This window comes from Microvirga aerilata (assembly GCF_016743775.1).
Taxonomy (GTDB): Bacteria; Pseudomonadota; Alphaproteobacteria; order Rhizobiales; family Beijerinckiaceae; genus Microvirga; species Microvirga aerilata.
In genome coordinates this window covers 1-25,784 of the sequence record NZ_JAEQMY010000036.1, presented here as the reverse complement: position 1 = coordinate 25,784, position 25,784 = coordinate 1, and the positions used below count along the sequence as shown (strand labels likewise).

28 protein-coding genes and 2 tRNA genes are annotated in these 25,784 nt (G+C 63.2%); 21 read left to right on the top strand and 9 right to left on the bottom strand.

Going from position 1 to position 25,784, the window contains the following annotated elements:
* Positions 1-131 precede the first annotated feature (131 nt).
* The gene (locus tag JKG68_RS19820) at positions 132-1,124 is read left to right on the top strand and encodes a mechanosensitive ion channel family protein (protein ID WP_202062979.1); all 993 of its coding nucleotides are present in this window, start codon (positions 132-134) and stop codon (positions 1,122-1,124) included.
* 186 nt (positions 1,125-1,310) lie between these two features.
* Positions 1,311-2,018, top strand: coding sequence for a LysM peptidoglycan-binding domain-containing protein (locus JKG68_RS19815; protein ID WP_202062977.1), 708 nt, complete (start codon positions 1,311-1,313; stop codon positions 2,016-2,018).
* A 124-nt stretch (positions 2,019-2,142) separates the two neighbouring features.
* Here JKG68_RS19815 and JKG68_RS19810 read toward each other — a convergent pair whose 3' ends face one another.
* Entirely contained in the window at positions 2,143-2,652 is a 510-nt protein-coding gene (locus JKG68_RS19810) for a hypothetical protein (protein ID WP_202062975.1), read from the bottom strand.
* Between the two features lie 239 nt (positions 2,653-2,891).
* Here JKG68_RS19810 and JKG68_RS19805 point away from each other — a divergent pair, with 239 nt between their 5' ends.
* From JKG68_RS19805 to JKG68_RS19790, 4 genes are all read left to right on the top strand, one after another.
* On the top strand, positions 2,892-3,101 hold the full coding sequence (locus JKG68_RS19805) for a hypothetical protein (RefSeq protein WP_202062973.1): 210 nt from the start codon (positions 2,892-2,894) through the stop codon (positions 3,099-3,101).
* A 33-nt stretch (positions 3,102-3,134) separates the two neighbouring features.
* On the top strand, positions 3,135-3,545 hold the full coding sequence (locus tag JKG68_RS19800) for a hypothetical protein (RefSeq protein WP_202062971.1): 411 nt from the start codon (positions 3,135-3,137) through the stop codon (positions 3,543-3,545).
* Positions 3,546-4,034: 489 nt separating this feature from the next.
* Positions 4,035-4,664 (top strand): hypothetical protein, encoded by a 630-nt coding sequence (locus JKG68_RS19795; protein ID WP_202062969.1) that lies wholly within the window; start codon positions 4,035-4,037, stop codon positions 4,662-4,664.
* 11 nt (positions 4,665-4,675) lie between these two features.
* Positions 4,676-5,644: a P-loop ATPase, Sll1717 family gene (locus JKG68_RS19790; RefSeq protein ID WP_202062968.1), complete on the top strand. Its 969-nt coding sequence runs from the start codon at positions 4,676-4,678 to the stop codon at positions 5,642-5,644.
* A gap of 995 nt (positions 5,645-6,639) precedes the next feature.
* Here the strand turns inward: JKG68_RS19790 and JKG68_RS19785 are convergent.
* Positions 6,640-6,729, bottom strand: a tRNA-Ser gene (locus tag JKG68_RS19785).
* A 263-nt stretch (positions 6,730-6,992) separates the two neighbouring features.
* Here JKG68_RS19785 and rplU point away from each other — a divergent pair.
* The 5 genes from rplU (at position 6,993) to proB (ending at position 10,806) form a co-directional block, all read left to right on the top strand.
* Positions 6,993-7,304: a 50S ribosomal protein L21 gene (rplU, locus tag JKG68_RS19780; RefSeq protein WP_202062967.1), complete on the top strand. Its 312-nt coding sequence runs from the start codon at positions 6,993-6,995 to the stop codon at positions 7,302-7,304.
* Positions 7,305-7,418: 114 nt separating this feature from the next.
* Positions 7,419-7,685 carry a 50S ribosomal protein L27 gene (gene rpmA / locus JKG68_RS19775; RefSeq protein ID WP_134494466.1) on the top strand — a complete coding sequence of 89 codons (267 nt, stop codon included), beginning with the start codon at positions 7,419-7,421 and terminating at the stop codon, positions 7,683-7,685.
* Between the two features lie 176 nt (positions 7,686-7,861).
* A complete protein-coding gene (locus JKG68_RS19770; RefSeq protein WP_202062966.1) occupies positions 7,862-8,512 on the top strand; it encodes a GNAT family N-acetyltransferase in 651 nt (216 codons plus the stop codon).
* A gap of 147 nt (positions 8,513-8,659) precedes the next feature.
* Positions 8,660-9,694 (top strand): GTPase ObgE, encoded by a 1,035-nt coding sequence (gene obgE / locus JKG68_RS19765; RefSeq protein ID WP_202062965.1) that lies wholly within the window; start codon positions 8,660-8,662, stop codon positions 9,692-9,694.
* Complete coding sequence (gene proB / locus JKG68_RS19760; RefSeq protein ID WP_202062964.1) at positions 9,691-10,806, top strand: glutamate 5-kinase; 1,116 nt, start codon at positions 9,691-9,693, stop codon at positions 10,804-10,806. Before obgE ends, proB begins: the two co-directional genes overlap by 4 nt.
* Here proB and JKG68_RS19755 read toward each other — a convergent pair.
* Complete coding sequence (locus JKG68_RS19755; protein WP_202063019.1) at positions 10,776-11,540, bottom strand: DUF72 domain-containing protein; 765 nt, start codon at positions 11,538-11,540, stop codon at positions 10,776-10,778. The genes proB and JKG68_RS19755 overlap by 31 nt on opposite strands.
* Before the next feature lie 187 nt (positions 11,541-11,727).
* Between JKG68_RS19755 and JKG68_RS19750 the strand changes: the two genes are divergently transcribed.
* The 7 genes from JKG68_RS19750 to JKG68_RS19720 all read left to right on the top strand — a co-directional run bounded on the left by JKG68_RS19750 (position 11,728) and on the right by JKG68_RS19720 (position 18,097).
* Complete coding sequence (locus tag JKG68_RS19750; RefSeq protein WP_246515627.1) at positions 11,728-12,969, top strand: glutamate-5-semialdehyde dehydrogenase; 1,242 nt, start codon at positions 11,728-11,730, stop codon at positions 12,967-12,969.
* On the top strand, positions 12,966-13,622 hold the full coding sequence (locus JKG68_RS19745) for a nicotinate-nucleotide adenylyltransferase (protein WP_202062961.1): 657 nt from the start codon (positions 12,966-12,968) through the stop codon (positions 13,620-13,622). The genes JKG68_RS19750 and JKG68_RS19745 overlap by 4 nt, the downstream gene beginning before the upstream one ends.
* 107 nt (positions 13,623-13,729) lie before the next feature.
* A complete protein-coding gene (gene rsfS / locus JKG68_RS19740; RefSeq protein ID WP_246515623.1) occupies positions 13,730-14,104 on the top strand; it encodes a ribosome silencing factor in 375 nt (124 codons plus the stop codon).
* A gap of 65 nt (positions 14,105-14,169) precedes the next feature.
* Positions 14,170-14,664, top strand: a complete 495-nt coding sequence (gene rlmH / locus JKG68_RS19735) for a 23S rRNA (pseudouridine(1915)-N(3))-methyltransferase RlmH (protein ID WP_202062959.1) — start codon at positions 14,170-14,172, stop codon at positions 14,662-14,664.
* A gap of 3 nt (positions 14,665-14,667) precedes the next feature.
* The gene (locus JKG68_RS19730; protein WP_202062957.1) at positions 14,668-16,017 is read left to right on the top strand and encodes a murein hydrolase activator EnvC family protein; all 1,350 of its coding nucleotides are present in this window, start codon (positions 14,668-14,670) and stop codon (positions 16,015-16,017) included.
* Positions 16,017-17,333 (top strand): S41 family peptidase, encoded by a 1,317-nt coding sequence (locus JKG68_RS19725; protein ID WP_202062956.1) that lies wholly within the window; start codon positions 16,017-16,019, stop codon positions 17,331-17,333. Before JKG68_RS19730 ends, JKG68_RS19725 begins: the two co-directional genes overlap by 1 nt.
* A 224-nt stretch (positions 17,334-17,557) precedes the next feature.
* Positions 17,558-18,097: an RNA pyrophosphohydrolase gene (locus JKG68_RS19720; RefSeq protein ID WP_202062955.1), complete on the top strand. Its 540-nt coding sequence runs from the start codon at positions 17,558-17,560 to the stop codon at positions 18,095-18,097.
* A 108-nt stretch (positions 18,098-18,205) separates the two neighbouring features.
* On the opposite strand, the gene JKG68_RS19715 is transcribed toward JKG68_RS19720, so the two are convergent.
* Positions 18,206-20,506 carry an MHYT domain-containing protein gene (locus JKG68_RS19715; protein ID WP_202062954.1) on the bottom strand — a complete coding sequence of 767 codons (2,301 nt, stop codon included), beginning with the start codon at positions 20,504-20,506 and terminating at the stop codon, positions 18,206-18,208.
* A gap of 394 nt (positions 20,507-20,900) precedes the next feature.
* On the opposite strand from JKG68_RS19715, the gene JKG68_RS19710 reads away from it, so the two are divergent.
* On the top strand, positions 20,901-21,638 hold the full coding sequence (locus tag JKG68_RS19710) for a DUF1236 domain-containing protein (protein ID WP_202062953.1): 738 nt from the start codon (positions 20,901-20,903) through the stop codon (positions 21,636-21,638).
* A gap of 123 nt (positions 21,639-21,761) precedes the next feature.
* On the opposite strand, the gene JKG68_RS19705 is transcribed toward JKG68_RS19710, so the two are convergent.
* Positions 21,762-21,956 carry a hypothetical protein gene (locus tag JKG68_RS19705; RefSeq protein WP_202062952.1) on the bottom strand — a complete coding sequence of 65 codons (195 nt, stop codon included), beginning with the start codon at positions 21,954-21,956 and terminating at the stop codon, positions 21,762-21,764.
* Between the two features lie 236 nt (positions 21,957-22,192).
* Positions 22,193-22,277 (bottom strand) — tRNA-Leu (locus JKG68_RS19700).
* Positions 22,278-22,448: 171 nt separating this feature from the next.
* Here JKG68_RS19700 and JKG68_RS19695 point away from each other — a divergent pair.
* Positions 22,449-23,030, top strand: coding sequence for a YqaA family protein (locus tag JKG68_RS19695; protein ID WP_202062950.1), 582 nt, complete (start codon positions 22,449-22,451; stop codon positions 23,028-23,030).
* A 13-nt stretch (positions 23,031-23,043) separates the two neighbouring features.
* Entirely contained in the window at positions 23,044-23,523 is a 480-nt protein-coding gene (locus tag JKG68_RS19690; protein WP_202062948.1) for a disulfide bond formation protein B, read from the top strand.
* Positions 23,524-23,534: 11 nt separating this feature from the next.
* Here JKG68_RS19690 and JKG68_RS19685 read toward each other — a convergent pair whose 3' ends face one another.
* The 3 genes from JKG68_RS19685 to JKG68_RS19675 all read right to left on the bottom strand — a co-directional run bounded on the left by JKG68_RS19685 (position 23,535) and on the right by JKG68_RS19675 (position 25,638).
* A complete protein-coding gene (locus JKG68_RS19685) occupies positions 23,535-23,903 on the bottom strand; it encodes a VOC family protein (RefSeq protein WP_202062946.1) in 369 nt (122 codons plus the stop codon).
* Positions 23,904-23,920: 17 nt separating this feature from the next.
* Positions 23,921-24,490 (bottom strand): HNH endonuclease, encoded by a 570-nt coding sequence (locus JKG68_RS19680; protein WP_202062944.1) that lies wholly within the window; start codon positions 24,488-24,490, stop codon positions 23,921-23,923.
* A 266-nt stretch (positions 24,491-24,756) separates the two neighbouring features.
* Entirely contained in the window at positions 24,757-25,638 is an 882-nt protein-coding gene (locus JKG68_RS19675; RefSeq protein WP_202062942.1) for a 3-hydroxybutyryl-CoA dehydrogenase, read from the bottom strand.
* Between the last annotated feature and the right edge of the window lie 146 nt (positions 25,639-25,784).

Genomic DNA, 25,784 nt, shown 5'->3' with positions numbered 1-25,784 from the left:
GGCCCGCGACAGCCAAACTCCTTCGTCCCTTCCCCTCCGATGCAGCTTCCGGCGGAGATTTTCGCCGGAACACCGGTCGCCTTGCACACGTTCCGCCAGTCACCGGACGCCGCGAGCCAGGAGTCGACACGATGGTGACTGATGCAAGCATCACGCTGGAGCGGATCGAGGGGTTCATCACGGGCTTCTGGTGGATCCTGCCCAACCTCGGCATTGCCATGGTCGTCTTCCTGCTCTTTCTGGCGATTGCCTGGGGCGCCCGCTCGGCCGTATCACGATTTTTCAACTACCGTGGCCGCCCGGACCTTGCCACCCTGCTCGCCGGCTCCGCGCGCTGGTCGATCATCGTGCTCGGCCTTCTGGTCGTTGCGACCATCGTATTCCCGTCGGTCAAGCCCGCCGACGTCCTGGCCACCCTGGGTGTCGGCTCCATCGCCATTGGTTTCGCGTTCAAGGACATCCTGCAAAACTGGCTTGCTGGCCTTCTGCTGCTCCTGCGGCAGCCCTTCCGCCAGGGTGATCAGATCGTGGTCGGCAAGCACGAGGGAACAGTCGAGCGCATCGAGGCGCGGGCGACCCTGATCAGGACCTATGATGGCAAGCGGGTGATCATCCCCAACAGCAGCGTCTATACCGAGTCCGTCACTGTCAACACGGCCTTCGAGCAGAGCCGCAGCGAGTACGATGTCGGGATCGGGTACGGTGACGATGTGGGGCAAGCCTGCGAGGTGATCCGCAGCGCACTGAAGGGAGTGCCGGGTGTCTCCGACGAACCCGCGCCTGAAGCTATCCCGTGGGAGCTTGCCGGGTCCAGCGTCAACATCAAGGTGCGCTGGTGGACCCGGCCGCAACGCGCCGAGGTGGTGCATGTGCGCGGACGCGTGATCCAGGCCGTTCAGCAGGCGTTGGGTCATGCCGGCATCGACCTGCCGTTCCCGACCAACGTGGTGCTCCTGCACGATCAGACCGAGGAGGCGGATGGGGATCGCACGCGTCAGCGCGAGGGGTGGCCCGCGGGCGACAACCCGCCTGCCCCACGTCACCTGAACGAGGTCACCGTTGATGGTGCGGGAGAGCCCGAGCGTACAGAAGAGGCTACGCGGCTTGGCCGTGGACGCCACTGACTGAGAGCGGGTCCAATCAAATGTTGCAGCGAGCGCTCTCTGGGAGAACTCGACATCAGGATGGCTCGGCAACGAATAGAACCGGAGGCGGTTATTCCTTCGGGTGTTCTGACCTCTCGGGCCTTTGGCGCGCGACCTTGATCAAGAGCATTCAGGCAGCGGCAAAACCGAACAAAGGATATTCCCATGAAGCCTCGGCATTACTTCCCTGTCTCCTTTGCCCTGGCACTTCTTGGCTCAACCTCGGTCTGGGCGCAACCATCCTCCCCTTGTGGCGATGCAACCAAGGTGGGCCGATCAGATACGATCAGCAGCATTGCTGCTCGCTGCGAGACGACCGAAGCCGCCATCCTGCGGGCCAACCCGGCAGTTGAGGGATCCGACGATCTTCGGGTTGGCCGGGAGCTGAAGCTCACCGCCTCGACAGACCAGCCGACAACTGAGCGACTGGGATCGCTCGCCCGCGAGGCCGGCAGCGCGCTGAGCGGAATGGCGCAGGATCTCACCTCGTCCGTGGACAACCTTCTCGACAAGAACCCGGACCTGCGTCAGCGACTGGGCGGCATCGGTGACCGGATCAACTCCACGAACGTCGACGTGAGCAAGGCCGAGGTCGCGCTCGCCCCCGGGAATGGCACCGTCGGCACCACGGTGACCGTATCCGCCAAGGGTCTCCCCGCCGACACTGCGGTGGTCATCGGCGGTGGCGCACCTCGGACCGCCTACGAGGTTCTCCAGCAAGCCAGGACCAGCGCGGACGGGACCCTTCAGGCCACTGTGAGAGTTCCTGACTGGAGCACGGGTCAGGAGCGTTTTGTGCTGACCGTCGCGGCCGAAGAGGCGGAGTGGAAGGTGCGTTCCGCTCCCTTCCAGATCACCGGCACGAAGCTCTGAGGAGTGCGACATAACAGGACCTGATCGGCTCGCTCTCTGAGCCCGTGAGCCTATGCCCTGGAGTGGTAGATGATCGCGTCCGCCCCTTGCGCTGCGGTCCACTCGGCGTCCAGCAGGCGGCGCATCATTGAACTTGTGGCTCCATCATCTCGAGCAGAAAGGCAAGCAGGCTTCCGGCCTTGGCAAAGCTGAGGGGATCATTGGAAGCCAGGCATCGGCCGTCACGGGCACCACGACAGCACATTCTGGAAAGCTCCCGCCGGAAGATGGGGTGATATGCCGGCGGCCCATCCCATTGTGGAAGTTGATAGCGGACCCATCGCACCCACTCCGGACCGAACACTCGCGAGCACACCTCGGTGGCTGCATCCTGGAGGAGTTCAGGGGTGTTCCCCCGTTCGGCCGTATTCTGGATCTCAGGAATGGTGCGGGCGTAGCCCTCGAGGGCGCCCACGATATAGGCTCCGATCAGCAGGTCGGTCATGCTGCTGTGCGATGGGAGGAGCGCCCCGCGCCGTCCAGTGATGGCGAACACCTGATCCTCCACGTGTCGGCTCACGCGATTGACCATCTCCGGGGCCCATGCGGATTGTACGGCCTTGCTGGTCCCAGGGCCAAGAAGCCAGTTAAGCATCAACCTTCTCCTGACCTGCCCCTCGAAGTGATGCCATGGACCTCATGAGCCTAACGCGCAATCCCGGCGAGCAGCAGAGTTGCTCCTGGATTGTTGAACAGAGCCAGGCTTGAGTGTGGTGATGAATGGCCCAAACCTCAGGACAGCCTCCGCTGGAACGCCAAGCCAAGCGACGCGGTTGGTTCAGCATCGGGCCGGCCATTCAGAAGAGCTGCGCCCAAGGACGAGGGACAGACGCCATGACTCACAGATTCGGAGTTGGCCAGTTTGTGCGGCCAAGGGAACGGCTTCTCGACAACACCGGGATCTACGAGATCCTGCGCCTTCTTCCCTCCGGACCGGACGATGAGCCACTCTACCGGATCAAGGCCGCGATTGGGCCGGTCCAGCGCGTGGTGCGTGAGGCCGACATCGTGCCTGCATCTGCCTCCTCGCAAGGGACGGGCTGAACGGGGATTGCCCTTAGCGAATCAGATGAACCAGTGCTGATCCAGCCAGTTGTCCTGATGATCGCTATCAAGCGCGGCGCAGGTTTGATGTCATTGTACCGGACCGTCTTGGCTATCGTGGTCACCGCTCTTTTCTGCTTGGGCCCGGCCAGAGCGCAAGAGCGCACCATCAGGGTTGGGGTGCCGGGCGGAGCTCTGGTCCAATCCGTGCAGGTTTTGGCTCCTGCGTTTCAGGCCGAGACCGGCATTGACAACTGTTTATGGATCTCTCCGGGTGAGGAGCGTTCGATGGCTGTGAGCCTGCCATTCACACCACCTTGCGTGCCCCTGCTGCGTTCTCTACCGTCCGAGCCGGGGACATTGGATTATGAACATTGTAAGATTTTTCTCGCTGGACAGCGGGTCTGGGCGGGCAAGAACGTGCCAACTATGCCCTGTTTCTGACTGAGCTTTGCGGCGTAGTTGGTGTATCTAACCCCGATCCTGCCGGGACGGCCACCAAGAACAATGCTTATGTGTTTGAGCGTGGGGTGGGGTTATCTTCCGCAAGCCCTATGGCGCGGGATGTATCAACCTCTACAAGCGAGGATGCTTCCTACTAGAAGCCAAGCAGAGCCGTCAGGGAGAAGGCCCAAGCCAAGCGGTGAGGGAAAGCAGGAGAGTCGTTGCGCCCTAGAGCCTGCTGAGGTGAGGGTGCCTCCGACCACAATTGAAACGAGTCTGAAACTGACCTCAAATGAGCTAGTGCAGGTGTTCACGATCGTGCACGCCTTTTGTGAGCTATGCAGTACCAACAACCTTTCTCGTGGGCCTGAGGCGCTGAGTTCCAGCAACTCTGTTGAACCTATTGCGGGTCTATCTCGTACTCGTTTAGATGACCAACGACGATGAAGCTGGTAGCGGCACCAGCTTAACGATTTAGAGGGGGCGTTCATGTCTTTGGCTTTGCGACAACTGCGGGTCGGTAAAGTTGACGGGAAACACGAGTACCTCACCCCCTCGAATGAGCGCGACCAAGAGATATTTGATGCATTTCTCATTCCCGCTACCGTTGAGCCAAATCGAATGCACAACGGCGACATCTTCTTTATCGAGGGATTTCGAGGTACAGGGAAAACATCCCTGCTTCGATGGCACGCAGAGCAGCGCCGCAAATCTGGTGCTATCACAGATTTCGTTCTATTTAAGACTGATCTAACGGAGTCGCAAAGGCTGCATATCTCGAATGAGGTTGGAATTTCTTGGACTGACCTCGATCCAAAGAGCATGGAAGTTGCGCAAGACTTCAAGGCCGCTTGGTCCTGGTTCATCCTGCATAAAATCGGCGAGAACATAAAGGAGAACCCTGGTGCGTATAGCGAGTCTAGCGTTGGCACTGCAGGGAAAGCAGTTCGGCTTCTTGGGTTGAATGATGACTCGATCTTCAGGAAGGCGATCGGCTTTATGCCGAAGCTGGAAGGCGCTAACGTTAAAATCCGAGCCGATGTCGGTTTTTCGAAGCCGAACTTGGCGGGGATTTTAAGAAAGAGGGAGAACAGGGTAGGACCAGCCTTGATGCTTTGAGCAGAAAGGTGTTGGCTACTCTGTCAAAGGTAGAGTTCGTCAAACCCACTTTCATTTATTTCGATGAGCTGGAAGCCTTTTATCATACGCCAGAGCAGCACCGGCGTGATCAGCGTATGGTACGAGATCTTCTTTTCTCGGTTGCGTTAATGAATGATGTTTTCCGCAAGGCGGGTGTGCCGCTACATGTTCTTGCGGCAGTGCGTTCTGAGGTAATTGACGCTATGGGGTCGCTCGGACAAGAGGTTGATCGCCTTGTTCATGACCAGGGATTTCACATTTCTTGGCATCATGCGAACCGGTCTCTTAATCACCCGCTCATCCAGATCATAAAAACGAAGATTCAAGCATCTGAGCGCATTGCAGGGGTTCCAGTCTCTGATGATCCTATAGGCACCTACTTCCCTCAAGTCGTAAATGGCGAGCCTGTAGAGGCTTTCATACTAGACAAATCATTTTACAAGCCACGAGATATTGTCTGGCGCTTGAGTCTTGCACAGAGACTATTCCCAGCCGAGACAAAGTTCACAGTGGATGTACTGCATGAAACGGAGACAGAATACTCGGCTAAGTTGTGGGACGAAATCCGCTACGAACTAAGTGCTATATATTCTGATGTGGAAGTCGACGCGATTGAGAGCGTTATCTCGGGTGGCTCTGCAGCATTCGAATTCCAGCAGATTGCAGAGCGTTTCGATAGATTGGCCCAACATTCATCTGTGCTTACAGGCTTGCTCAAGCGTAGGTCGGTCAGAGAGATACTCGCTGATCTTTATAGGCTCGGAGCGATTGGTAACTCCTTCCGAGCGGGATCGACTGGCACCGATTTCAGGAATAGGTGGTCTTTTCGTGGGGATCCAACCCTTTTAGCGGATAAACGCATGGTGATTCACCCTGCGCTGCTAAAACGGTTATCGGTAGTCTCAACACGCAGAAGAGGAGCGCGATCAAACAATAAGACAGCCGTGCCGCGCCAGTGATGTAACTGTGTTCTTGGTCTGATATCGCCCCCTCCTCCCCGTTATGGTTTAGATCCCCTCAGCAGCACCGGCATGAAATAGACGGGACTAGGAGTTCACGCGGGATGGGTCAGCTCCTCGCTTCCTCACTGTAAACTTCTGTTCGTAGCGTTGCAGGAGATCGTAGACCGTGATGCGCTTTGAGTCGTGATCGCTAGGGAAAGTTCAGCTCGGTCAATGTTATTTTCTTTATCCCAGGCCCAAGCAGCCGCGTCGGCCTGGGATGCAAAGGCCTGAACAAGGGGAGGGAAGCCTTGGCGGCGCACCTGAGCCTGTCAGGGAGAGCTGCGCTTGCGGATCATTGCCGTACAGTTAGTCCGTCCTTTTGACACCAGTGTGACGGGTTTGATCTTTTAAATGTTTCGGACGCTGCGGCGGTCCTTTGCCCAAACCTCAGTAGTTCTTATGGATCAGAGGAGTAATAGCTGAGAGGGGAAGACTCGAACTCCCGATACTGTTGCCCGGATGCCGCATTTCAAATATGGTGCACGCTGTTGTGCTATTGTGCAACCTTGCTGGAGCAGATGGCGCTTACGTTTCCGGAAGATGCCAGAGCGAGCTTTGCCTTATCTCGCCCGAATCACGAGCTCGGAAATACATGTTGGAGGGAGAGGCCGGAGCTACTTGAGGTAAGAAATACAGGTAAGGAAACACAGAAGATTTGCGTCCCCTTGTGTGTCCCCGTATTATCTCGCCATGTAAAACGCCGCGGTCGTTTCCACAAAGCCACTGCTAAATTAATGACTTAGCGGGCGACCACGGCGAGGCGTCGGCAGTGACAATAAGAAACTGGATACCTTTGGGAACACAGGGCTACCGCACTAGATGATCCTGGGCCTGAGGACTCTTCTCCGGATGAACTAAGATCGGAGAAGCGGAGCCCTGTATGGATGTTGGGGCCAACTTCACACCTGTGGCCACTTCTGCACTAATATCAAGTATTTAGCGGAATATAATGGCGGAGAGGGGGAGATTCGAACTCCCGATACGGTTGCCCGTATGCCGCATTTCGAGTGCGGTGCATTCAACCACTCTGCCACCTCTCCGGGGTGCTAAGGACCTTAAGCCCCGCTGGTTGAGGCCGGGTGGATATCATGGGCTTGGCGGCTCTTCAAGCACCAAAAGCAAGGTTTTTGATTGACAAGTGAAAGGGCAGTCCGTAGGTAGTCCTCCTCTACGAACGGGCACGAGTGCCTGCGCGTATCCATGCGGTGGCCCAAGCTACCGTGAACCGAAGCCGGAAACTGCCAAAAAGCCAATCCGGCGGGGATCCCTCCGCTGAGAATTGGGTTTGAACACGAGGATCAAGATGTTCGCAGTGATCAAGACCGGCGGCAAGCAGTATCGCGTTGCCGCCAACGACGTCATCACCGTCGCCACGCTCGCAGGCGAGCCAGGCGCAGCCGTCACGTTCGACCAGGTTCTGATGGTCACGAACGATGGCGGCACCCAGGTTGGCGCACCTCTCGTCGAGGGCGTGACCGTGGCAGGCGAAGTGGTGGAACACACCCGCGGCGAGAAGGTCATCTCCTTCAAGAAGCGCCGTCGCCAGAATTCGCGCCGCAAGCGCGGGCATCGCCAGGACTACACCGTGGTGCGGATCACCGAGATTCGCGCCTGAGTGAGGCGAGGGCCCCAAGCGGCTTAAGTTGGTAAGATTCAGGGCTGCGGCTTCAAAGGCTGCGCCGGTCCCGCCGAAAGGCAGGGCATTCGATAGGAACACGGGAGTAAACCCATGGCTCACAAAAAAGCAGGCGGTTCGTCTCGCAACGGTCGTGACTCTGCAGGCCGTCGTCTGGGCGTCAAGAAGTTCGGCGATCAGCAGGTGATTGCCGGCAACATCATTATTCGTCAGCGCGGCACGAAATGGCATGCCGGCGCCAATGTCGGCATGGGCAAAGACCACACCCTCTTTGCTACGGCCGACGGCCGCGTCCGATTCCTGACGCGTCAGGGCCGAGCCTTTGTATCGGTTGTACCGGCCCAAGAGGCCGCAGAGTAAACGGCGAGAGCAAAACGAAGGAGCTCCCGCCGGCATCACACCGACCCGGCGGATCAAAAGCTCCTAAACAGGCCCAAAAGGCCAAGCTCAGATCCGAAAAGACAGGGGAGGTGGGATGTCCACCTCCCCTTCGTCATTTCCGGGCTAGGTAAGCCCATTCGGATCGGAGCAAGACGATGTTTCCCGACCTCACCCGTGACGATGTTTTCCGCCTCGAGACCCGCCGCCTGTGGCTGCGCTGGGCTCGTCTTGCGGATGCCCAAGCCATCGTACGCCTTGCCGGGGAGAAAACGGTCGCGGAGATGACGGCGCGAATTCCGCATCCGTACCACCCGGACGCCGCCGAACGTTTCATCTTCCAGGCCCGGCGCTCCAACGCCGACGGCCAGGGCCTGCAGCTCGCCATCACCCCCAAGGGCAAGCCCAACAGCCTGATCGGGATGGTGGGAATCGGCCCGAATCCGGAGACCGGCAAGCCTGAACTCGGCTATTGGCTCGGCACCCCCTACTGGGGGCACGGCTATGCCACCGAGGCCGTTCGCGCGCTGATCGATGCCTTCTTCGCCTACAGCGAGGGGGACGAGATCACGGCCTGTGCCCGGGTGATCAACCCGGCCTCCCGGCGCGTGCTGGAAAGGTGCGGCTTTGCCTACCAGGGTGCAGGGCTCTCCGAGCTGCCGGCCCGGTGCGGCCTCTACCCGGTGGATCACTTCCGGCTCGAACGGCGCACCTGGGAGAGCCTGAAGAGCTGGGGCCATACGGGCCTCGTGCGCGAGCCCGTCTCGGTCGAGGTCGAGGTGGACCGCGGGATGCCTCTCGCCTGCTGATTGCCGGCGCTCCCGAGATCTTTCGGGAGCGCTTCCCCTTATGTCCGCGTTGCTCCCGCAAGATCAGCGTGGATTGCCGCATTTTTCGCCCGCAAGGCCGGATCCGGTTTTGCGAAAAATGCTCCAGTCCCGTAAAGGATGCGGGTTATGAAATTTCTCGACCAAGCCAAGATCTATATTCGCTCAGGCAACGGCGGCGCAGGCGCCGTGTCGTTCCGCCGTGAAAAGTTCATCGAGTTCGGCGGGCCGGACGGCGGCGACGGCGGCCGCGGCGGCGACGTCTGGGCGGAATGCGTGGAGGGGCTCAACACCCTCATCGACTATCGCTACCAGCAGCATTTCAAGGCCAAGACCGGCGGCCACGGCATGGGCCAGAACCGGGCCGGCGGCAAGGGCGCCGACGTGGTGCTCAAAGTGCCGGCCGGCACGGAAATCCTGGAAGAGGACGGCGAGACCGTGATCGCCGACATGACCCATGTGGGCCAGAAGGTGCTGCTCGCCAAGGGCGGCAATGGCGGCTTCGGCAACGCCTATTTCACCACCTCGACCAACCGCGCCCCCCGCCGGGCCAATCCCGGCCTGGAAGGCCAGGAGCGCACGCTCATCCTGCGCCTCAAGCTCATCGCCGATGCGGGGCTGGTCGGGCTTCCCAATGCGGGCAAGTCCACGTTCCTCGCGACCGTCACGTCCGCCAAGCCGAAGATTGCCGATTATCCCTTCACCACGCTCCATCCGGGGCTTGGCGTGGTGCGCGCCTACGCCCGGGAGTTCGTGCTGGCCGACATCCCCGGCCTCATCGAGGGGGCATCGGAGGGCATCGGCCTCGGCGACCGCTTCCTGAGCCATGTGGAGCGCTGCCGCGTGCTGCTGCACCTGGTGGAGGGAACGAGCGAGGACGCGGGCGAGGCCTACAAGACCGTCCGCCATGAGATCGAGGCCTATGGCCATGGGCTCGACGAGAAGCCCGAGATCGTGGCCCTCTCCAAGGCGGATGCCCTGGACGAGGACACCCTGAAGGAGCAACTCAAGAAGCTCAAAAAGGCCTGCAAGCGGACGCCCTACGTGATCTCCTCGGCCTCGGGCCAAGGGGTGCAGGAGGTTCTGCAGGCGCTCCTGACCGTGATCGATCAGGCCAAGGCCGAGGAAGAGCCGGCCGAGCCTCAGGGCGAGTGGCATCCGTGACGCCTCTGGTCGGCCAATTCCGCCGTGTCGTCCTGAAGGTCGGCTCCGCGCTCCTGGTCGACCGGGCGCGCGGGCGGCTGAATCATGCCTGGCTGGCGGCGCTGGCCGAGGACATCGCCGATCTCCATGCGCAAGGGGCGGACGTTCTCGTCGTCTCCTCCGGCGCCATCGCCATGGGGCGCACGGTCCTCGGGCTGCCGTCGGGACCCTTGCGCCTCGAGGAAAGCCAGGCGGCCGCGGCGGTCGGCCAGATCGCGCTCGCCCGCACCTGGTCGGAGGTGCTGGCGCATCATGGCATCACGGCAGGCCAGATCCTGGTGACGCTGGCCGACACCGAGCAGCGGCGCCGCTATCTCAACGCGCGCGCAACGACCCTGAAGCTTCTCGAGATGCGGGCGGTGCCCGTCGTCAACGAGAACGACACGGTGGCCACCTCCGAAATCCGCTATGGGGACAACGACCGCCTGGCGGCGCGGGTTGCCACCATGATCGGCGCCGACCTCCTGGTGCTGTTTTCCGACATCGACGGCCTTTACACGGCCCCGCCGGCCGCCGATCCGAACGCGGCGCACATCCCGGTGGTCGAGCGCATCACGCCGGCGATCGAGGCCATGGCAGGAGGTGCTGCCTCCGAGCTGTCCCGGGGCGGCATGCGCACCAAGGTGGAAGCCGGCAAGATCGCAACCGCCGGCGGCACGCATATGATCATCGCCGACGGCCGCACGAAAAATCCCCTGAAGCGCGTCGCCGACGGCGGGCGCTGCACCTGGTTCCTGACCCCGTCCAATCCCGCCACCGCGCGCAAGACCTGGATCGCCGGGGCCCTTGAGCCGCGGGGCACCTTATACGTGGATGAGGGCGCGGCGCGCGCGCTGCAAGGCGGGGCAAGCCTGCTGCCGGTGGGCGTGCGCCGGATCGAGGGCTCCTTCCGTCGCGGCGATGCGGTGACGATCCGCAGCGACAGCCGCGTCCTCGGACGAGGGCTCGTGGCCTACGACGCGGAGGATGCGGCGCGCATCGCCGGGCGCCCGAGCCGCGAGATCGAGCCGATCCTCGGCTATCCCGGCCGCACCGAGATGGTTCACCGGGACGACATGGCGCTCGGCGACTGATCGTCGTTCAGGAGCCCCAGCAGCATTTCCGCATCCCCGGGAGCGGCGCTCTTGATGTCGTTGTCGAAATACACGTAGACGCCGCGTCCATCCCGTTGCCAGGCGGCGATCCGGTGCGCCCAGCCCTGCAGGGTCTCGGGGCTGTAGCTTCCGGCGTAGCGTCCGTTGGTACCGTGAGCCCGCACATAGACGAAATCCGCCGTAGCCTCCCAAGGCGCCGGAGCATCCGCGTGATCGGAGATGCAGAGCGCCGCGTTGTGGTCGCGCAGGGTTCGGAAGACGGCCTCCTCGTACCAGCTCGGGTGGCGAAACTCGAACGCGCAGCGCCGGCCATCGGGCACGAGCGACAGGCAGCGCGCCACCCGCTCCCGCGTCTCCGCATCGGCCTTGAAGGTGGGCGGCAACTGGAACAGCACGGGGCCGAACTTGGCGCCTAAGGCGTTCATGCGACTGAGGACGAGTTCGATGCTCTCCTCGATGCCCTTGAGCCGCTTCATGTGCGTGATGAAGCGCGACACTTTCCAGGCGAACAGAAAGCCGTTCGGGGCGGCGTCATGCCAGGCCTGCACCGCCTGTTCGGTGGGAAGCCTGTAGAAGGAATTGTTGATCTCGGCGGTGTCGAAGTGCTGGACGTAGTAGGACAGGAAGTCCTTGATCTTTAAGCCTGCCGGGTAGAAAGGTCCGTGCCAGGATTTGTAGTGCCAGCCCGAGGTTCCGATCCGGATCTCCGGCAGAGCGGGACGGCTTGGCTCCGGAGCCGCCGGGTGTGCTATGGGTTCCGGGTGAGGCATTTCCCCTGAAGCGGTCAGGGGCTGGGACTTGGACATGGATAGCTTTCGGGCCTTGATTGCAGAAGTGCTGGCTGACCATCTCAACGCGCCAGGGGCGGCTTCGGTTGGAACACCGAGCGTTCCGGCGCTGATGGCCGAGCTCGGCCGCCGCGCACGCACGGCCGCGCGCCGCGTGGCTTTGGCGACGCCCGAGGAGAAAAATGCCGCCTTGCATGCCATGGCCGCCCGCATCCGTGCGCAGGCGGGCGAGATCCTGGCGGCCAATGCCGAGGACCTTGCCGACGCACAAGCCAAGGGGCAGAGCGGCGCTTTCATCGACCGCCTCATCCTCAACCCTGAGCGCGTCGAAGCCATTGCCGAAGCGGTCGAAAACATCGCCGCGTTGCCCGATCCGGTCGGGCGCGTGCTTGCCCGTTTCGAGCGCCCGAACGGCCTGCAGATCGAGCGCGTGGCCACGCCGCTTGGCGTGATCGGCGTGATTTTTGAGAGCCGTCCCAACGTGACGGCGGATGCGGGCGCGCTCTGCCTCAAGGCCGGCAATGCGGCGATCCTGCGCGCGGGCTCCGAGAGCTTCCGCACGTCCCTTGCCATCGCCGAAGCGATGGGGGAGGGGCTGGAGCAGGCAGGGCTGCCCGCCGACGCCATCCGCCTCGTGCCGACCCGCGACCGGGCCGCGGTGGGGGCCATGCTGGCGGGACTCGACGGCAACATCGACGTGATCGTGCCGCGCGGCGGCAAAAGCCTCGTGGCGCGGGTGCAGGAGGAGGCGCGGGTGCCGGTCTTCGCCCATCTGGAGGGGCTCAACCATGTCTATGTGCATGGGGAGGCCAGCCTGGAGATGGCGAAGCGGATCGTGCTGAACGCCAAGATGCGCCGCACGGGCGTCTGCGGCGCGGCCGAGACCCTGCTGGTGGACCGCGCCTGCGCCGAAACCCACCTCAGGCCGCTCGTGTCCGTCTTGCTGGAGGCGGGCTGCGCCGTGCGCGGCGACGAGGCCGTGCAGGCTGCCGATCCGCGCGTCACGCCGGCATCGGAAGAGGACTGGCGCACCGAGTATCTCGACGCCATCATCTCGGCCCGGATCGTCGACGGGCTCGACGAGGCGATCGGGCATATCGAGACATACGGTTCCCACCACACCGACTCCATCGTCACGGAGGATGGGGCTACCGCCGAGCGCTTCATGGCGGAGGTGGACTCGGCCATCGTGCTCCACAACGCCTCGACCCAGTTCGCCGATGGCGGCGAGTTCGGGTTCGGGGCCGAGATCGGCATCGCCACGGGCCGCATGCATGCCCGGGGGCCGGTGGGCGTGGAGCAGCTGACCTCGTTCAAATATCGTATTCGCGGCTCGGGCCAGACGCGCCCGTGAAGCCTGTCTCCTCTCGCTTCCGTTTCAGGCCCTCGGGCTTGGCCCGCCTGCCGCTGGCTGCGCCCGGCATGCGGATCGGGCTCTATGGGGGATCCTTCAACCCGGCCCATGCCGGGCACCGCCATGTGAGCCTCATGGCTCTCAGGCGCCTGGGCCTCGACCGGGTCTGGTGGATCGTCACGCCGGGCAATCCGCTCAAGGATCCCGGCGAGCTGGCCACCACCCCCATGCGGGTGGCGGAGGCCAAAAGGGTCGCCCGGGATCCCCGCATCGACGTGACCGCCTTCGAGGAGGAGATCGGCGCCCGCTATACGGTCGACACCCTGGCCTATCTCAAGCGCCGGTACCCGGGCGTGCGCTTCGTCTGGATCATGGGAGCCGACAACCTGGCGGGCTTCCACCGCTGGCGCGGCTGGCGGCGCATCGCCCGGATGATGCCGATTGCGGTCATCGACCGTCCGGGCTGGACCTTGAAGGCCTTCCACTCCCGCAGCGGGGCGGCCCTGTCGTCGAAGCGGATCGGCGAGAGCGACGCCTTTGCCCTGCCGGGCCTCAGGCCGCCGGCCTGGGTGTTCCTGCACGGGCCGCGCTCCCACCTGTCATCCACGAAGCTGCGCCAGATGCGACGAACTTCTCCCTTGGGAGGACGTTGAAATATGGGGCCGTTCGACATTATCTTAAGAGAACGGCGCCAGAGATAGCGCTGCTGAGAAAGGGTCTGAACCTGAACCGACTATCTTCCATCGAAGCGGATGCCAATCTGCTTCCTCCTCTCTCCGGAGCGGATGCTCCGCCGGCAGAGGATATCCGGGCCGTCGCCCTGGCTTCCCTCGAGGACATGAAGGCCGAAAACACGGTCGAAATCGACCTGGCCGGAAAAACCTCGCTTGCCGACACCATGATCGTCACATCGGGCCGCTCCGATCGCCATGTGGGCGCGATCGCCGACCGCGTGATCAAGGACCTCAAAGACAAGGGGTTCGGGAACGCGCGCGTCGAAGGGCTGCCTGCCTGCGATTGGGTGCTCATCGATGCCGGCGACGTGCTGATCCACGTGTTCCGCCCCGAGGTTCGTGGCTTCTACAACCTCGAGAAGATGTGGGGCGCCGACCGTCCGCAGGACCGCGCCAGCTGAAAGCATGATCCGGGCAGGGAAACCGGCCCGACCAAGATCATGCGGCATTGAAAGAGGCGTGCATCGTGCGACTGAGCTTGCTGGCCGTGGGCCGTCTCAAAAGCGGCCCCGAGCGGGAGCTGGTCGAACGCTACAGGCAGCGGGTCGAAGGCATGGGCCGGGCCTTGGGGCTCGCCGGCCTCGATATTGTCGAGCTGCCCGAGAGCCGGGCTCGCCGGGACGACGACCGGCGCGCCGAAGAGGCCGGGGCCCTTCTGGAGAAGGCCGGCACGTCCGTGCTGATCGTGTTCGACGAACGCGGCAAGAGCCCGTCCAGCGAGGCTTTCGCCGAGCGAATCAGGCACTGGCGGGACGAGGGCCGCTCAGGGGTCGCCTGCGTCATCGGCGGGCCCGACGGTCTCGATCCCAAGCTTCGGCAGCGGGCCGAACTCGTCGTTTCCTTCGGGGCGCTCACTATGCCGCACCAGATCGTGCGGGCTCTTGTGGCCGAGCAGCTTTATCGGGCACTGACAATCATGGCCGGACACCCTTATCATCGCGCCGGCCACGATGATTCCTGAAGGATGATCCACTTCAACTCGCTTTTCTCCCGCAGGGCTCTTGCCCTTGCCGCATGGATGGTTGCTGCCGCCCTGAGCCCCGCGAAGGCCCAGCAATCCCCTGCGCCTGCCGCCCAGCCGCAGCAGGCCGAGACCGCCGAGGAGAAGGCGCGGCGGGAACAGGACCTCAAGATCCTCGAAGAGGCGATCACGGCCAATGCCGAGGCCCGAAAGCGCCTCGAGGCCGAGATCGAGGAGATCAAGACGGACCGGGCGAGGCTCAATGCCGCCCTGATCGACACGGCCGGCAGGGTTCGCGGCATCGAGGACCGGATCCGGGGGCTTGAGGGACGCCTTCAGACGCTCGCCGCCAGCGAAGCCGCCATCCGCCGCTCCCTGGACAGCCGCCGGGGCGTCATCATCGAGGTTTTCGCGGCCCTCCAGCGCATGGGCCGCCGCCCGCCGCCGGCCGTGCTGGTAAGGCCCGAGGACATGCTCGAGGCCGTGCGCGCCTCGATCATGCTGGGAGCCGTGCTGCCCGAACTGCGGGTCGAGGCCGACATTCTGGCCACCGATCTGGCCGAGCTGGTGCGCCTCAAGGAGGCCATCGCCACCGACCGCTCGACGCTCAATGGGGAGCTGACGGCCCTGAACGGCGAGCAGGAGCGCCTCGCCGCCCTCATGGAGGCCCGCCAGGGCCGCATCGCGGAAGTCGAGCGCAATGTCGGCGCCGAGCAGGAGAAGGCCGCGGCCCTCGCCCGTCAGGCCGGAACCCTCAAGGAGCTGATCGACCGCATGGAAGCGGAGATCTCGGGCGCGCAGCGAGCTGTCGAGGAGGCGCGCAAGGCCGCCCAGGCCCAGGAGCGGGAGACCCGGGAGAAATTCGCTCAGGCCGCCTTCCGGGATCCGGCCCGGCTCGCGCCGAAGATTCCGTTCTCGGAAGCGCGCGGCCTGCTGCCCCGCCCCGTGAGCGGAGAGACGTCGGCGGGCTTCGGGGCTCCCGACGGCTATGGCGGAACGACGCGTGGCATTTCGATCACAACCCGCCCGAAGGCAACCGTGGTATCGCCTGCGGACGGATGGGTGGCGTTTGCCGGTCCGTTCCGATCCTATGGTCGACTCTTGATCATCAATGCCGGCGGGGGATACTATGTCCTTCTGGCCGGTATGGATCAAATCAACGTCGATGTCGGGCAGTTCGTGCTCGCAGGCGAACCCGTAGCAAGCATGGGAGAAGCTCCTCTCATGAGTTTGATCGGCTCCGCCATAGAAAAGAACAATCCTGTCCTCTATGTTGAGTTCAGGAAAGACGGCAGTTCAATCGATCCAGGTCCCTGGTGGGCGAAATCGCAAAGCGAAAAGGTTCGCGGATAATGCGGAAACTATCTCTCTTGATTCTCGGTGCGGCCATCGGTGCCGGCAGCGCGACCATGGTGTCGCAGACCAGCCTCCTGTCGGGCATGAGCGCCGTTGCGGCTTCGGCCGATACGTATCGGCAGCTGAGCCTTTTCGGAGACGTCTTCGAGAAGGTTCGGACGGACTACGTTGAAAAGCCCGAGGAGTCGAAGCTCGTCGAATCAGCCATCAACGGCATGCTGACCTCGCTCGACCCCCATTCGAGCTACATGGACGCCAAGAGCTTCCGCGACATGCAGGTGCAGACCCGCGGCGAGTTCGGCGGCCTCGGCATCGAGGTCACCATGGAGGAAGGCCTCGTCAAGGTGGTCACGCCCATCGACGAGACGCCCGCCTCCCGCGCCGGCATCCTGGCCAACGACATCATCACCCACATCAACGACGAGCCGGTCCAGGGCCTGAACCTGAACCAGGCGGTCGACAAGATGCGGGGTCCGGTCAACTCCTCCGTCTCCCTCAAGATCCAGCGCAAGGAAGCCAAGGATCCGATCGAGGTGAAGCTGAACCGTGAGACGATCAAGGTGCGTCCCGTCCGGGCTCGGGTCGAGGGCGACATCGGCGTCCTGCGCGTGACCCAGTTCAACGAGCAGACCTTCGAGGGCCTGCGCGCCGGCATCGACAAGCTCACGAGCGACATCGGCGCCGACAAGGTGGCAGGCTTCGTGATCGACCTGCGCAACAACCCGGGCGGCCTGCTCGATCAGGCCATCATGGTCTCCGACGCCTTTCTAGACCGGGGCGAGATCGTCTCGACCCGCAGCCGGAACGCCGAGGACACCCAGCGCTTCAGCGCCAAGGCGGGCGACCTGACCAAGGGCAAGCCGCTGGTCGTGCTCGTCAACGGCGGTTCGGCCTCGGCTTCCGAGATCGTGGCCGGCGCCCTGCAGGACCACAAGCGCGCGACGGTTCTCGGAACCCGCTCCTTCGGCAAGGGCTCCGTGCAGACTATCATCCCGCTCGGCGGCAACGGAGCCGTGCGCCTGACCACGGCGCGCTACTTCACGCCGGCCGGCCGTTCGATCCAGGCCAAGGGCATCGATCCGGATATCGAGGTGCTGCAGGACATCCCCGAGGAGCTGAAGGGCAAGGACGAGACCAAGGGCGAGGCCGGCCTGCGCGGCCACCTGCAGAACGGCGGCGAAAAGGAAGAGCGCGGCGGCTCCTCCGCCTACATTCCGACGGATGCGACCAAGGACAAGCAGCTGATTGCCGCCTACGACCTCCTTCACGGGGTTCGCAAGGGTGCAGCCAACACCACCACGGCTCCCAACTGAGCCCTGATTGAGCCCCTCCGCGGGCAACAAAGATGCAAAAGGGCCTGACGGCATATCCACCGTCGGGCCCTTTTGCATTCAGCGGTCGACAATGATGCGGAAAGGCTTGTGAAAGGCCCGGGGAAGCGGCACTCTCGTTCGATGCTGCGGAACCAAGAGCAAGCGCCGGCGATGACAAAAGACCGGCCGCATCAGGCGTCCGCGAGCCAGGGAGTAGGTGTCGGATGAGGAGCGCAAAAGGATCACAGGCCAGAAAGGATCTGCCCTATCGCTCCTGTGTCGGTGTGATGCTTCTCAACAAGGAAGGCTTGGTCTTTATCGGCCGCCGCCATTCGGAAGGCAGCGACAACGTATCGGATGGCTATGCCTGGCAGATGCCGCAGGGCGGCATCGATCCGGGCGAGGATCCCTATCGGGCAGCCTTGCGCGAGCTTTATGAGGAAACCAGCGTTCGCTCGGTGAGCCTCCTGGCCGAGGCGCAGGATTGGTATGCCTACGACCTCCCGACCATGGTGGCGGGCCGGGCCTGGCGCGGACGCTATCGCGGCCAGAACCAGAAATGGTTCGCGTTCCGGTTCGAGGGCGACGACAGCGAGATCAACATCCACCAGCCCGGCGGCGGCCATCACAGGCCCGAGTTCGATGAGTGGCGCTGGGAGGAGATGCACCGGCTGCCCGAGCTGATCATCCCGTTCAAGCGGCCGGTCTATGAAAAGGTCGTGTCGGACTTCGCACCGCTCGTGCCCCAGGGATTGCAGACCTGAAGCACGAGCACCGTCACCGGCCGCAAGGGGGCCGATGCAGGCGCATCGTCTCCAGCGCCGAGACGATCCTGAGCGTCACTTCGGTGTCGCGACAACCTTGCGCTTCACCTAGCCGTGCTTGGGCCGAAGCGGGACGACCTTCTGTGCGCCCTTGATCGATTGAAGGCTGGTGGACAGCGCCCCGATCAGCGCGTCCTGACGGAAGGGCTTGCTGAGCCTGACAAGGCCTGCATCCGCTCCGGCGGGGAGATCGGCGTACCCCGTTGCCAGAATGATCGGCAGGTCGGGCCACCGTGCCCTGACCCTGTCCGCAAGCTGCGTGCCGGTCATGCGCGGCATGGCCTGATCGGTGATCATGAGATCGGCGCCGCCGCCGCTGCCCAGGTAGTCCAGGGCCTCATCGCCGGAGGCCCTCTCGACGACGGTGTGTCCCAGGTCTTCGAGCATCGCAGCCGTGTTGTGGAGCACGAGCGGGTCGTCGTCCACCACGAGCACGGTGAGAGACCTGTGCGCCAGCTTGCCGTCCGGGGCCGGAGGAGCTGCCGCGTCGCTCTCCGCCGCTTCCTGGGCCTGAGCGGCGGGCAGCCATATCTCCGCCGTGGTGCCCAGGTGCTTGCGGCTCTTCATGACCAGGCATCCGCCGGATTGCGCGGCAAGCCCATGCACCATGGACAGGCCGAGCCCTGTTCCCTTGCCGATGCCCTTGGTCGTGAAGAAGGGCTCCATCGCCCGGTTGAGCACGGCCTCGTCCATGCCCTCGCCCGTATCCGTGACGGACAGGCAGACATACCGGCCGGGCGTCAAGCTGGAGCGGTGGTCCGCATGCACGAGCTCCTCGCGGGCCGCAATCGTGATCACGCCCCCCTGAGGCATGGCATCCCGCGCGTTGACCGCGAGGTTGAGCAGCGCCAGCTCGAGCTGGTTGGCATCCACCTGGGCGAAAGGGAGCCTGAGGGGGAACCGCGTCTCGATCTGAACCATGGGGCCGATGGAGCGCAGCAGGAGGTCGGCCATGCCCTTCACGAGGTCGGGCACGTCGATGGATTCGGTTTTGAGATCCTGCCGCCGGGCAAAGGCCAGCATGCGCTGGGTGAGGGCGGCGCCGCGCTCGGCTCCCTTGATGGCCGTATCCAGAAGGCGTCGGGTTTTCGGATCGTCCGGCAGCCTGTGGCTCAGGAGGTCGAGATTGCCGAGGACGACTGCTAGCAGGTTGTTGAAGTCATGGGCGATGCCTCCGGTCAGCGCGCCTACGGCCTCGATCTTTTGCGCCTGCCGCAGGGCCTCCTCGGCTCTTTTGCGGGCGGTCACATCGACGACGCCTCCCAGAACATAGCTGAACCGGCCCTGCTCATCCCTGACGACGCGGCCGGATATGAGCACATCCAGGATTCGGCCGTCCTTGCTGACGAGCCGGTACTCGATATCCTTCAGTTCGCCCACCTTGAGAAGCGTCGGCCAGACGGGCTGAGGCCGATCGGGCGCCGAGTCCCGGCTGATGAAATCCGTAATCGGCCGGCCCTCCACCTCCTCGCGGCCGTAGCCCAGAAGGTCGAGCCATGCATCGCTCACATACTCGATGATCCTGTCCGAGTTGACGGAGAACAGAGGCACGGGGGTCTTGCTGTAGAGCGTGCGGAAGCGCTCCTCGTTCTCGCGCAGGGCAATCGACTCCCGCTCCGCAAGGTAGGCGAAGCGGCGGTCGAACATGGCCGCGATGAGAGCCAGGAACAGGATGAGGAAGGTGGTGGCCGAGACGGCGAGCGCCAGGCTGGTCTGGTTCAGGCTTGCGGCCCCATGAGCGTCGTCCAGGGCGGTGTGCGGCGCAAAGGCTGCCCCGTGCATGGCGGCATAATGCATGCCCGCAATGGCCACGCCCATGGCAACGGCGGCGAGAAGCTTCTGGGCGAAGCCGACATTGCGGAAGGCCAGCCACAGCGCGACGGTTGCGGCCCCGATGGCAATCAGCACCGAGACGGTAACCCAGAGGCCGTCGTAGCTCAGATCGGCCGCCATGCGCATGGCGGCCATGCCCGTGTAATGCATGCCGGCGATGCCGGAGCCCATGAACAAGCCGCTGAGGGCAAGGGTCGCCAGGCCCGTGTGGGCCCGGTTCACCACGTGGAAGCTGATGCCCGTGACCGCAATGGGAAGCATGAACGAAAACGCCGTCAGGCCGATGTGGTAGTTCACCCCCGTGTCCGGCAGTTGAAAGGCCAGCATGGCGACGAAGTGCATGGCCCAGATGCCGCCGCCCATGGCGATGGCGGCCGTTGTCAGCCATGCATGCCTGGCCCAGCCGTCCGAGGCGCGAATGCGGGCTGCCAGATCGAGTGCCGTGTAGGATGCCACCATGGCAATAAGCACCGACAGGGCAACCAGAGTCCCATCATGGGTTCCGCCATGCGTCATTTATACGGCTCCGGCCTTCAGAACTGATGCTTGCGCCGCAGGAGGCGGCCTTGCAACCACAAGGATCGACGCGTGAGACTAATCCAGTTTTTACAGAAGTTAAACTTGGCTGCCATCCCTGCTGTCAACATCCGCGCATGGCAGCGCAGGCCCTAGCTTGGCCAACCCGTTGGGGAACGCCTCCGGGCAACGCCCGCGCCGTTTTGCGTCTGTCGGGCGAGAGGCCGGGATGATCGAAAAAAGCCAATGATCCCGTGGGTTTCGTTCATGTTCATGAACGTCAGATGTACAGGATGCGGAGCGTCCGATGGGAACGGAACCCTACCTGACAGACCCCGTTGATACGCATACGAGAGCGCTCTTTCGAGGGCTCCATTTCATGGGAGGTTTCTCAATGCGTACGACTTTCTTGGCGACGGTTGCGGCGGCAGCCCTTTCCCTGAGCGTGGCGGCTGTGGCTCAAACGAGCGGCGGTGCGGGCGGTGCTTCCGGCGGCAGCACGGGCGGCACCTCGGGCGGTGCGTCGTCTTCCGGTAGCGCCTCCGGCGGCGGCTCCGGCGGCTCGACCATCATGACGCCCGGCGGCTCGTCCGGCTCAGGCTCTGGATCGGCGGCCGGCGGTTCGGGTTCGGCAGCGTCCGGCACGCAGAGCGGAACGACCTCGGGCTCCGCTTCCAGCACGACCAGCGGCACCTCCGGCAACACGAGCAACCCCACGAACAACGCCGCATCCGGTACATCGGGCGCAACGCAGGGCACCGCGTCCGGCGCAACGAGCGGTTCGACCAACACCACGACGGGCAATGCGGCCGGCACAAGCGGCAATGCCAACACGACCGGCAGCACGGCGTCGTCCAGCTCGACCAGCGTGAACGTGACCACGGAGCAGCGGACCCAGATCACCGAGTCCTTCCGGAGCGTCAACGTGCAGCCGCTCAGCAACGTGACGTTCAGCGTCAGCGTCGGCTCGACCATTCCGACCACCGTCACGACCCTGTACGACTGCCCGGACAACGTCGAGCGCATCCTGAGCGGCCTGCCCGAGTGCAAGTATGTGGTGGTGCGCGATCAGGTTGTGATCGTTGAGCCGCGCTCCCGTCGCATCGTCACGGTCATCGAGCGTCGCGGCTGATCGCCGTTATCCATCGTTGAACAACGCAACGCCCGCATCCCAACCGGATGCGGGCGTTGGCCATTCTCATGGGCTTTGTTCGTCACGGCTTTGGTCTAGCCCGGGGCCGCTCGCGGCCAAACCTCAGGCGGCGTGGGAAACCTTCACCGCTGCTCGTTCGGCAAGCTTCTCGCTCCGGTACTGCTCCAGGAGCTCCAAGGCGGCGCGCGCATGGCGACGAAATTCGGCTTTCAGGATTTCAGGCTCGCGTTCCCATATCTGGGCATCGTCCTCTGCATCATACAAAGCCCGCGCGACAGCCTCGATTTCGTATTCCATGGCAAGCCCCTCTCCTTGGCTTAAAATGCTTGTTCTGAGGGTCGATCACGTCCGGAGCCGCGTCAGCACATGCCAACGAATCTTGGTTCGGCAGCCGCCGTTTTCGACCTCGGACATTTGTTCCCAGGAGAGTTGCGTTCGCAATGTCGCATAAGAGTTAGCTCAAAGGTGGGCGAGCCGCAGCTCGCAATCGTCCGAGGTGGACCCGGGGGTCGGCCTTCAATGAAGCTGGGAAATGGTGCCCCTGGCCGGGATCGAACCAGCACTCCTTGCGGAACTCGATTTTGAGTCGAGCGCGTCTACCAATTCCGCCACAGGGGCAAGGACCCGCGACGTAGCATGAGGCGTGAAGGCTGGTCAATGAGGCAGATGGCAAGGGTCGCCGCGAGGGCTGCCTCCGGTTGTCTTGCCTCTCGCTATTCGGGACGCCTTGTGCTCAAAGGGCGAAAGGGCGAGCAGCCCTGATCCTGAACCAAGACCTGTCGGAACCCTATGCTCAGACGTCTCTATGACTGGACACTTTCCCTCGCGGCTCGGCGCTCGGCGCCTTATGCCCTGGCTGCCGTCTCATTCTCGGAAAGCTCCTTCTTCCCGGTGCCGCCGGACGTGATGCTCGTGCCGATGATGCTGGCGCGGCCCGACAAGGCTTGGTTCTACGCGACAATCTGCACGATCTCCTCCGTGATCGGAGGCATCCTGGGCTATATGATCGGGCTGGTGCTCTACGACTCCATCGGGGCATGGCTGTTCGGGCTCTACGGGCTGACCGAAGGCGCGGAAACGTTCCGGCACGCTTATGCCGAATACGGCCATTGGGTGATCCTCCTCAAGGGGCTGACCCCGATCCCGTACAAGCTCGTGACGATCACGTCCGGCTTCGCGAACTATCACCTGGGCTGGTTCATCGTGCTCTCGATCCTCACCCGCGGGGCCCGGTTCTTCCTTGTCGCCCTGCTGATGAGCCAATTCGGGCCACGCATCAAATCCATCATCGACAACAATTTCAACGTGGTGGCCACAGTGGCCATCGTAGCCATCGTGGGCGGGTTCGTGGCCTTCCGGTACCTGTTCTAAGGGGAGTTGGGCGATGCGCATCGGGCTCACCATCCGGCAGGCCGCTTTGGCCGTCGCCCTGGCGGCTGCGGCCACCGTCGGCGGCGCCCTCGTGTTCGAGCATGTCTTCGGCTATGTGCCGTGCAAGCTCTGCCTGATCCAGCGCAATCCCTACTATTTCGCCATTCCCCTCGGGCTGGCGGCGGCAGTCCTGCCGCCGCGCTGGGGTCGGATCGGCCTCTGGCTTCTGGCGCTGGTCTTTATCGTCAGCGCCGGTCTCGGGGCTTACCATGCGGGCGTCGAATGGGGCTTCTGGGCCGGGCCCAGCGATTGCGGCGGCGGATCGGGCGCCGGCGCGGGCAATGTGGGCGATTTCCTCAATCAGCTGCAAACCACCCGCGTCGTCAGCTGCACGGAGGCCGCATGGCGCTTTCTCGGCCTGTCGCTGGCCGGATGGAACGTGCTGATTTCGTTGGGACTTGCTGGATTCAGCCTCTGGTTCGCGCGGAAGTGAAAAGCCCGGTTCTATTGATGAACGGCTTCGATCTTGTAACCGTCCGGGTCCTTCACGAAGGCGGCATAGTAGTTGGCGTGATACTGCGGGCGCAGGCCTGGACGTCCTTCATCCGAACCGCCAGTAGCGAGGGCCGCCTCGTAAAACGCATCCACGGCGCTCCGGCTCGGGGCGAAAAATGCCAGATGGAAGCCAGGCCCCGGCGGGGATGCATCCGGCTTCTGGAACACGGCGAAAATGTCATTGCGGCCCGGAGGACCATAGCCGGCCGATCGATCGGATTGCCATACGCGCTTCAGGCCGAGCGCTCCCAGGGCGGCATCGTAGAAGGTCATGGCGCGGACTAGGTCGCGCACGCCGAAAGATAAATGGCTCAGCATTGGATTGACTCAGGAGGTTACGGCTCGAGCTCGCTGTCCCAATAAAGATAATCGAGCCAGCTCTCGTGCAGGTAGTTGGGCGGGAAGAGGCGCCCGTTGGAGTGAAGATCGTGGATGCTGGGAGCGAAGGGGCTCTGCCGGGGCCACATTTCAACCTCGCGGGGCAGCTTGTCCCCTTTTCTCAGGTTGCACGGCGCGCAGGCGGCGACAACGTTTTCCCAAGTGGTTTGCCCGCCCTTGGACCGGGGAATGACGTGATCGAAGGTCAGGTCTTCGCGGGTGCCGCAGTATTGGCAGCTGAAGCGGTCGCGCAGGAAGACGTTGAAGCGGGTAAAGGCTGGGTTTCGTGACGGCTTGACGTAGGTTTTGAGAGAGATGACCGAGGGAAGGCGGACTTCGAAGGTCGGACTTCGCACGACCTTGTCGTATTCCGACACGATGTTGACCCGGTCGAGGAAGACCGCCTTGATCGCATCCTGCCAACACCAGATGGACAAGGGGTAATAGCTCAAAGGCCGGTAATCGGCATTGAGAACGAGGGCCGGGCAGGCCTCCGGTCGCACAACAGGCTGGACGTGTATCGTCACCGCACCTCCTCAGAGCATCGGACCCAAAAGTGGAGGCCACTTTTGGGATCCATTCGATGCTCTTCTTCTTGGCTGGCGCATCGCCCGGCTCGGAAAACCGGGGCCACTTTTCCGCACGATGCGCAAGAAAAGAGAAGAGTCATATCCCGTATGATAAGACTATAGGCAGTGTGACGCTGTTGTGAAGGTCAAAGGCACGACGTTTGTGACGCACCCACAGGGATGTGGATGAAACCCGAGCCCTGCCGACGAAAGGGGCGTTCGGTCTAGCGGGTCGGAACCGGCTTCTCGCCCCGGTAGTCGTAGAAGCCGCGCTTCGTCTTCCGTCCGAGCCAGCCGGCTTCCACGTATTTCACGAGGAGCGGGCAGGGGCGGTACTTGGAGTCGGCCAGCCCTTCGTGCAGGACCTGCATGATCGACAGGCAGGTGTCGAGGCCGATGAAATCGGCGAGCTGGAGCGGGCCCATGGGATGGTTGGCGCCCAGCCGCATGGCCGTGTCGATGGCCTCGACCGAGCCCACGCCCTCATAGAGCGTATAGATCGCCTCGTTGATCATCGGCAGCAGGATGCGATTGACGATGAAGGCCGGGAAGTCTTCGGACACCGTCGCGATCTTGCCGAGCTTGCCGATGAATTCCTTGGCGGACTCGTAGGTCGGGTCCTCCGTGGCGATGCCGCGGATCAGCTCGACCAGCTGCATCACCGGCACGGGATTCATGAAGTGAATGCCGATGAAGCGCTCCGGCCGGTCGGTGGAGGCGGCCAGCCGGGTGATGGAGATCGACGAGGTGTTGGTGGCGATCATCGCGTCGGGGCGCAGGGAGGGGCACAGGTTGGTGAAGATCTTGCGCTTCACCTCCTCGTTCTCGGTGGCCGCCTCGATGACGATGTCGCAGGGGGACAGGTCGTCGTAGGAGCGGGCCGGCCTGATGCGCTCGAGCGCCGCCTGCCGATCGTCCTCGGTGATGGTTCCCTTGGAGACCTTGCGGGCCATGTTGCCGTTGATGGTAGCGAGACCCGCATTGATCCGCTCTTCCGAGAGATCGTTGAGCCGGACGCTGAACCCTGCAAGCGAGCACACATGGGCGATGCCGCTGCCCATCTGTCCTGCGCCGATGACGCCAACCGTTTTGATCTCAATGCCCATCTGATCCGCCGCCTGCATCCATGCCGTCGAAGGGACCGGGCGCGTCCCGCCCGGTCCGTCTTTATTCCTGACCTTATTGACCGCCTTTGGTCAACTCATCCTTCAGTTCGGGGAGGATGGTGAAGAGGTCGCCCACAAGGCCGTAA

What these genes read in the sequence shown, in the direction of transcription:
- JKG68_RS19820 (WP_202062979.1), top strand. Translation starts at nt 132, where the DNA reads ATGGTGACTGATGCAAGCATCACGCTGGAGCGGATCGAGGGGTTCATC.
- JKG68_RS19815 (WP_202062977.1), top strand. Translation starts at nt 1,311, where the DNA reads ATGAAGCCTCGGCATTACTTCCCTGTCTCCTTTGCCCTGGCACTTCTT.
- JKG68_RS19810 (WP_202062975.1), bottom strand. Translation starts at nt 2,652, where the DNA reads ATGCTTAACTGGCTTCTTGGCCCTGGGACCAGCAAGGCCGTACAATCC.
- JKG68_RS19805 (WP_202062973.1), top strand. Translation starts at nt 2,892, where the DNA reads ATGACTCACAGATTCGGAGTTGGCCAGTTTGTGCGGCCAAGGGAACGG.
- JKG68_RS19795 (WP_202062969.1), top strand. Translation starts at nt 4,035, where the DNA reads ATGTCTTTGGCTTTGCGACAACTGCGGGTCGGTAAAGTTGACGGGAAA.
- rplU (WP_202062967.1), top strand. Translation starts at nt 6,993, where the DNA reads ATGTTCGCAGTGATCAAGACCGGCGGCAAGCAGTATCGCGTTGCCGCC.
- rpmA (WP_134494466.1), top strand. Translation starts at nt 7,419, where the DNA reads ATGGCTCACAAAAAAGCAGGCGGTTCGTCTCGCAACGGTCGTGACTCT.
- JKG68_RS19770 (WP_202062966.1), top strand. Translation starts at nt 7,862, where the DNA reads ATGTTTCCCGACCTCACCCGTGACGATGTTTTCCGCCTCGAGACCCGC.
- obgE (WP_202062965.1), top strand. Translation starts at nt 8,660, where the DNA reads ATGAAATTTCTCGACCAAGCCAAGATCTATATTCGCTCAGGCAACGGC.
- JKG68_RS19750 (WP_246515627.1), top strand. Translation starts at nt 11,728, where the DNA reads ATGGCCGAGCTCGGCCGCCGCGCACGCACGGCCGCGCGCCGCGTGGCT.
- JKG68_RS19730 (WP_202062957.1), top strand. Translation starts at nt 14,668, where the DNA reads ATGATCCACTTCAACTCGCTTTTCTCCCGCAGGGCTCTTGCCCTTGCC.
- JKG68_RS19725 (WP_202062956.1), top strand. Translation starts at nt 16,017, where the DNA reads ATGCGGAAACTATCTCTCTTGATTCTCGGTGCGGCCATCGGTGCCGGC.
- JKG68_RS19720 (WP_202062955.1), top strand. Translation starts at nt 17,558, where the DNA reads ATGAGGAGCGCAAAAGGATCACAGGCCAGAAAGGATCTGCCCTATCGC.
- JKG68_RS19715 (WP_202062954.1), bottom strand. Translation starts at nt 20,506, where the DNA reads ATGACGCATGGCGGAACCCATGATGGGACTCTGGTTGCCCTGTCGGTG.
- JKG68_RS19710 (WP_202062953.1), top strand. Translation starts at nt 20,901, where the DNA reads ATGCGTACGACTTTCTTGGCGACGGTTGCGGCGGCAGCCCTTTCCCTG.
- JKG68_RS19705 (WP_202062952.1), bottom strand. Translation starts at nt 21,956, where the DNA reads ATGGAATACGAAATCGAGGCTGTCGCGCGGGCTTTGTATGATGCAGAG.
- JKG68_RS19695 (WP_202062950.1), top strand. Translation starts at nt 22,449, where the DNA reads ATGCTCAGACGTCTCTATGACTGGACACTTTCCCTCGCGGCTCGGCGC.
- JKG68_RS19690 (WP_202062948.1), top strand. Translation starts at nt 23,044, where the DNA reads ATGCGCATCGGGCTCACCATCCGGCAGGCCGCTTTGGCCGTCGCCCTG.
- JKG68_RS19685 (WP_202062946.1), bottom strand. Translation starts at nt 23,903, where the DNA reads ATGCTGAGCCATTTATCTTTCGGCGTGCGCGACCTAGTCCGCGCCATG.
- JKG68_RS19675 (WP_202062942.1), bottom strand. Translation starts at nt 25,638, where the DNA reads ATGGGCATTGAGATCAAAACGGTTGGCGTCATCGGCGCAGGACAGATG.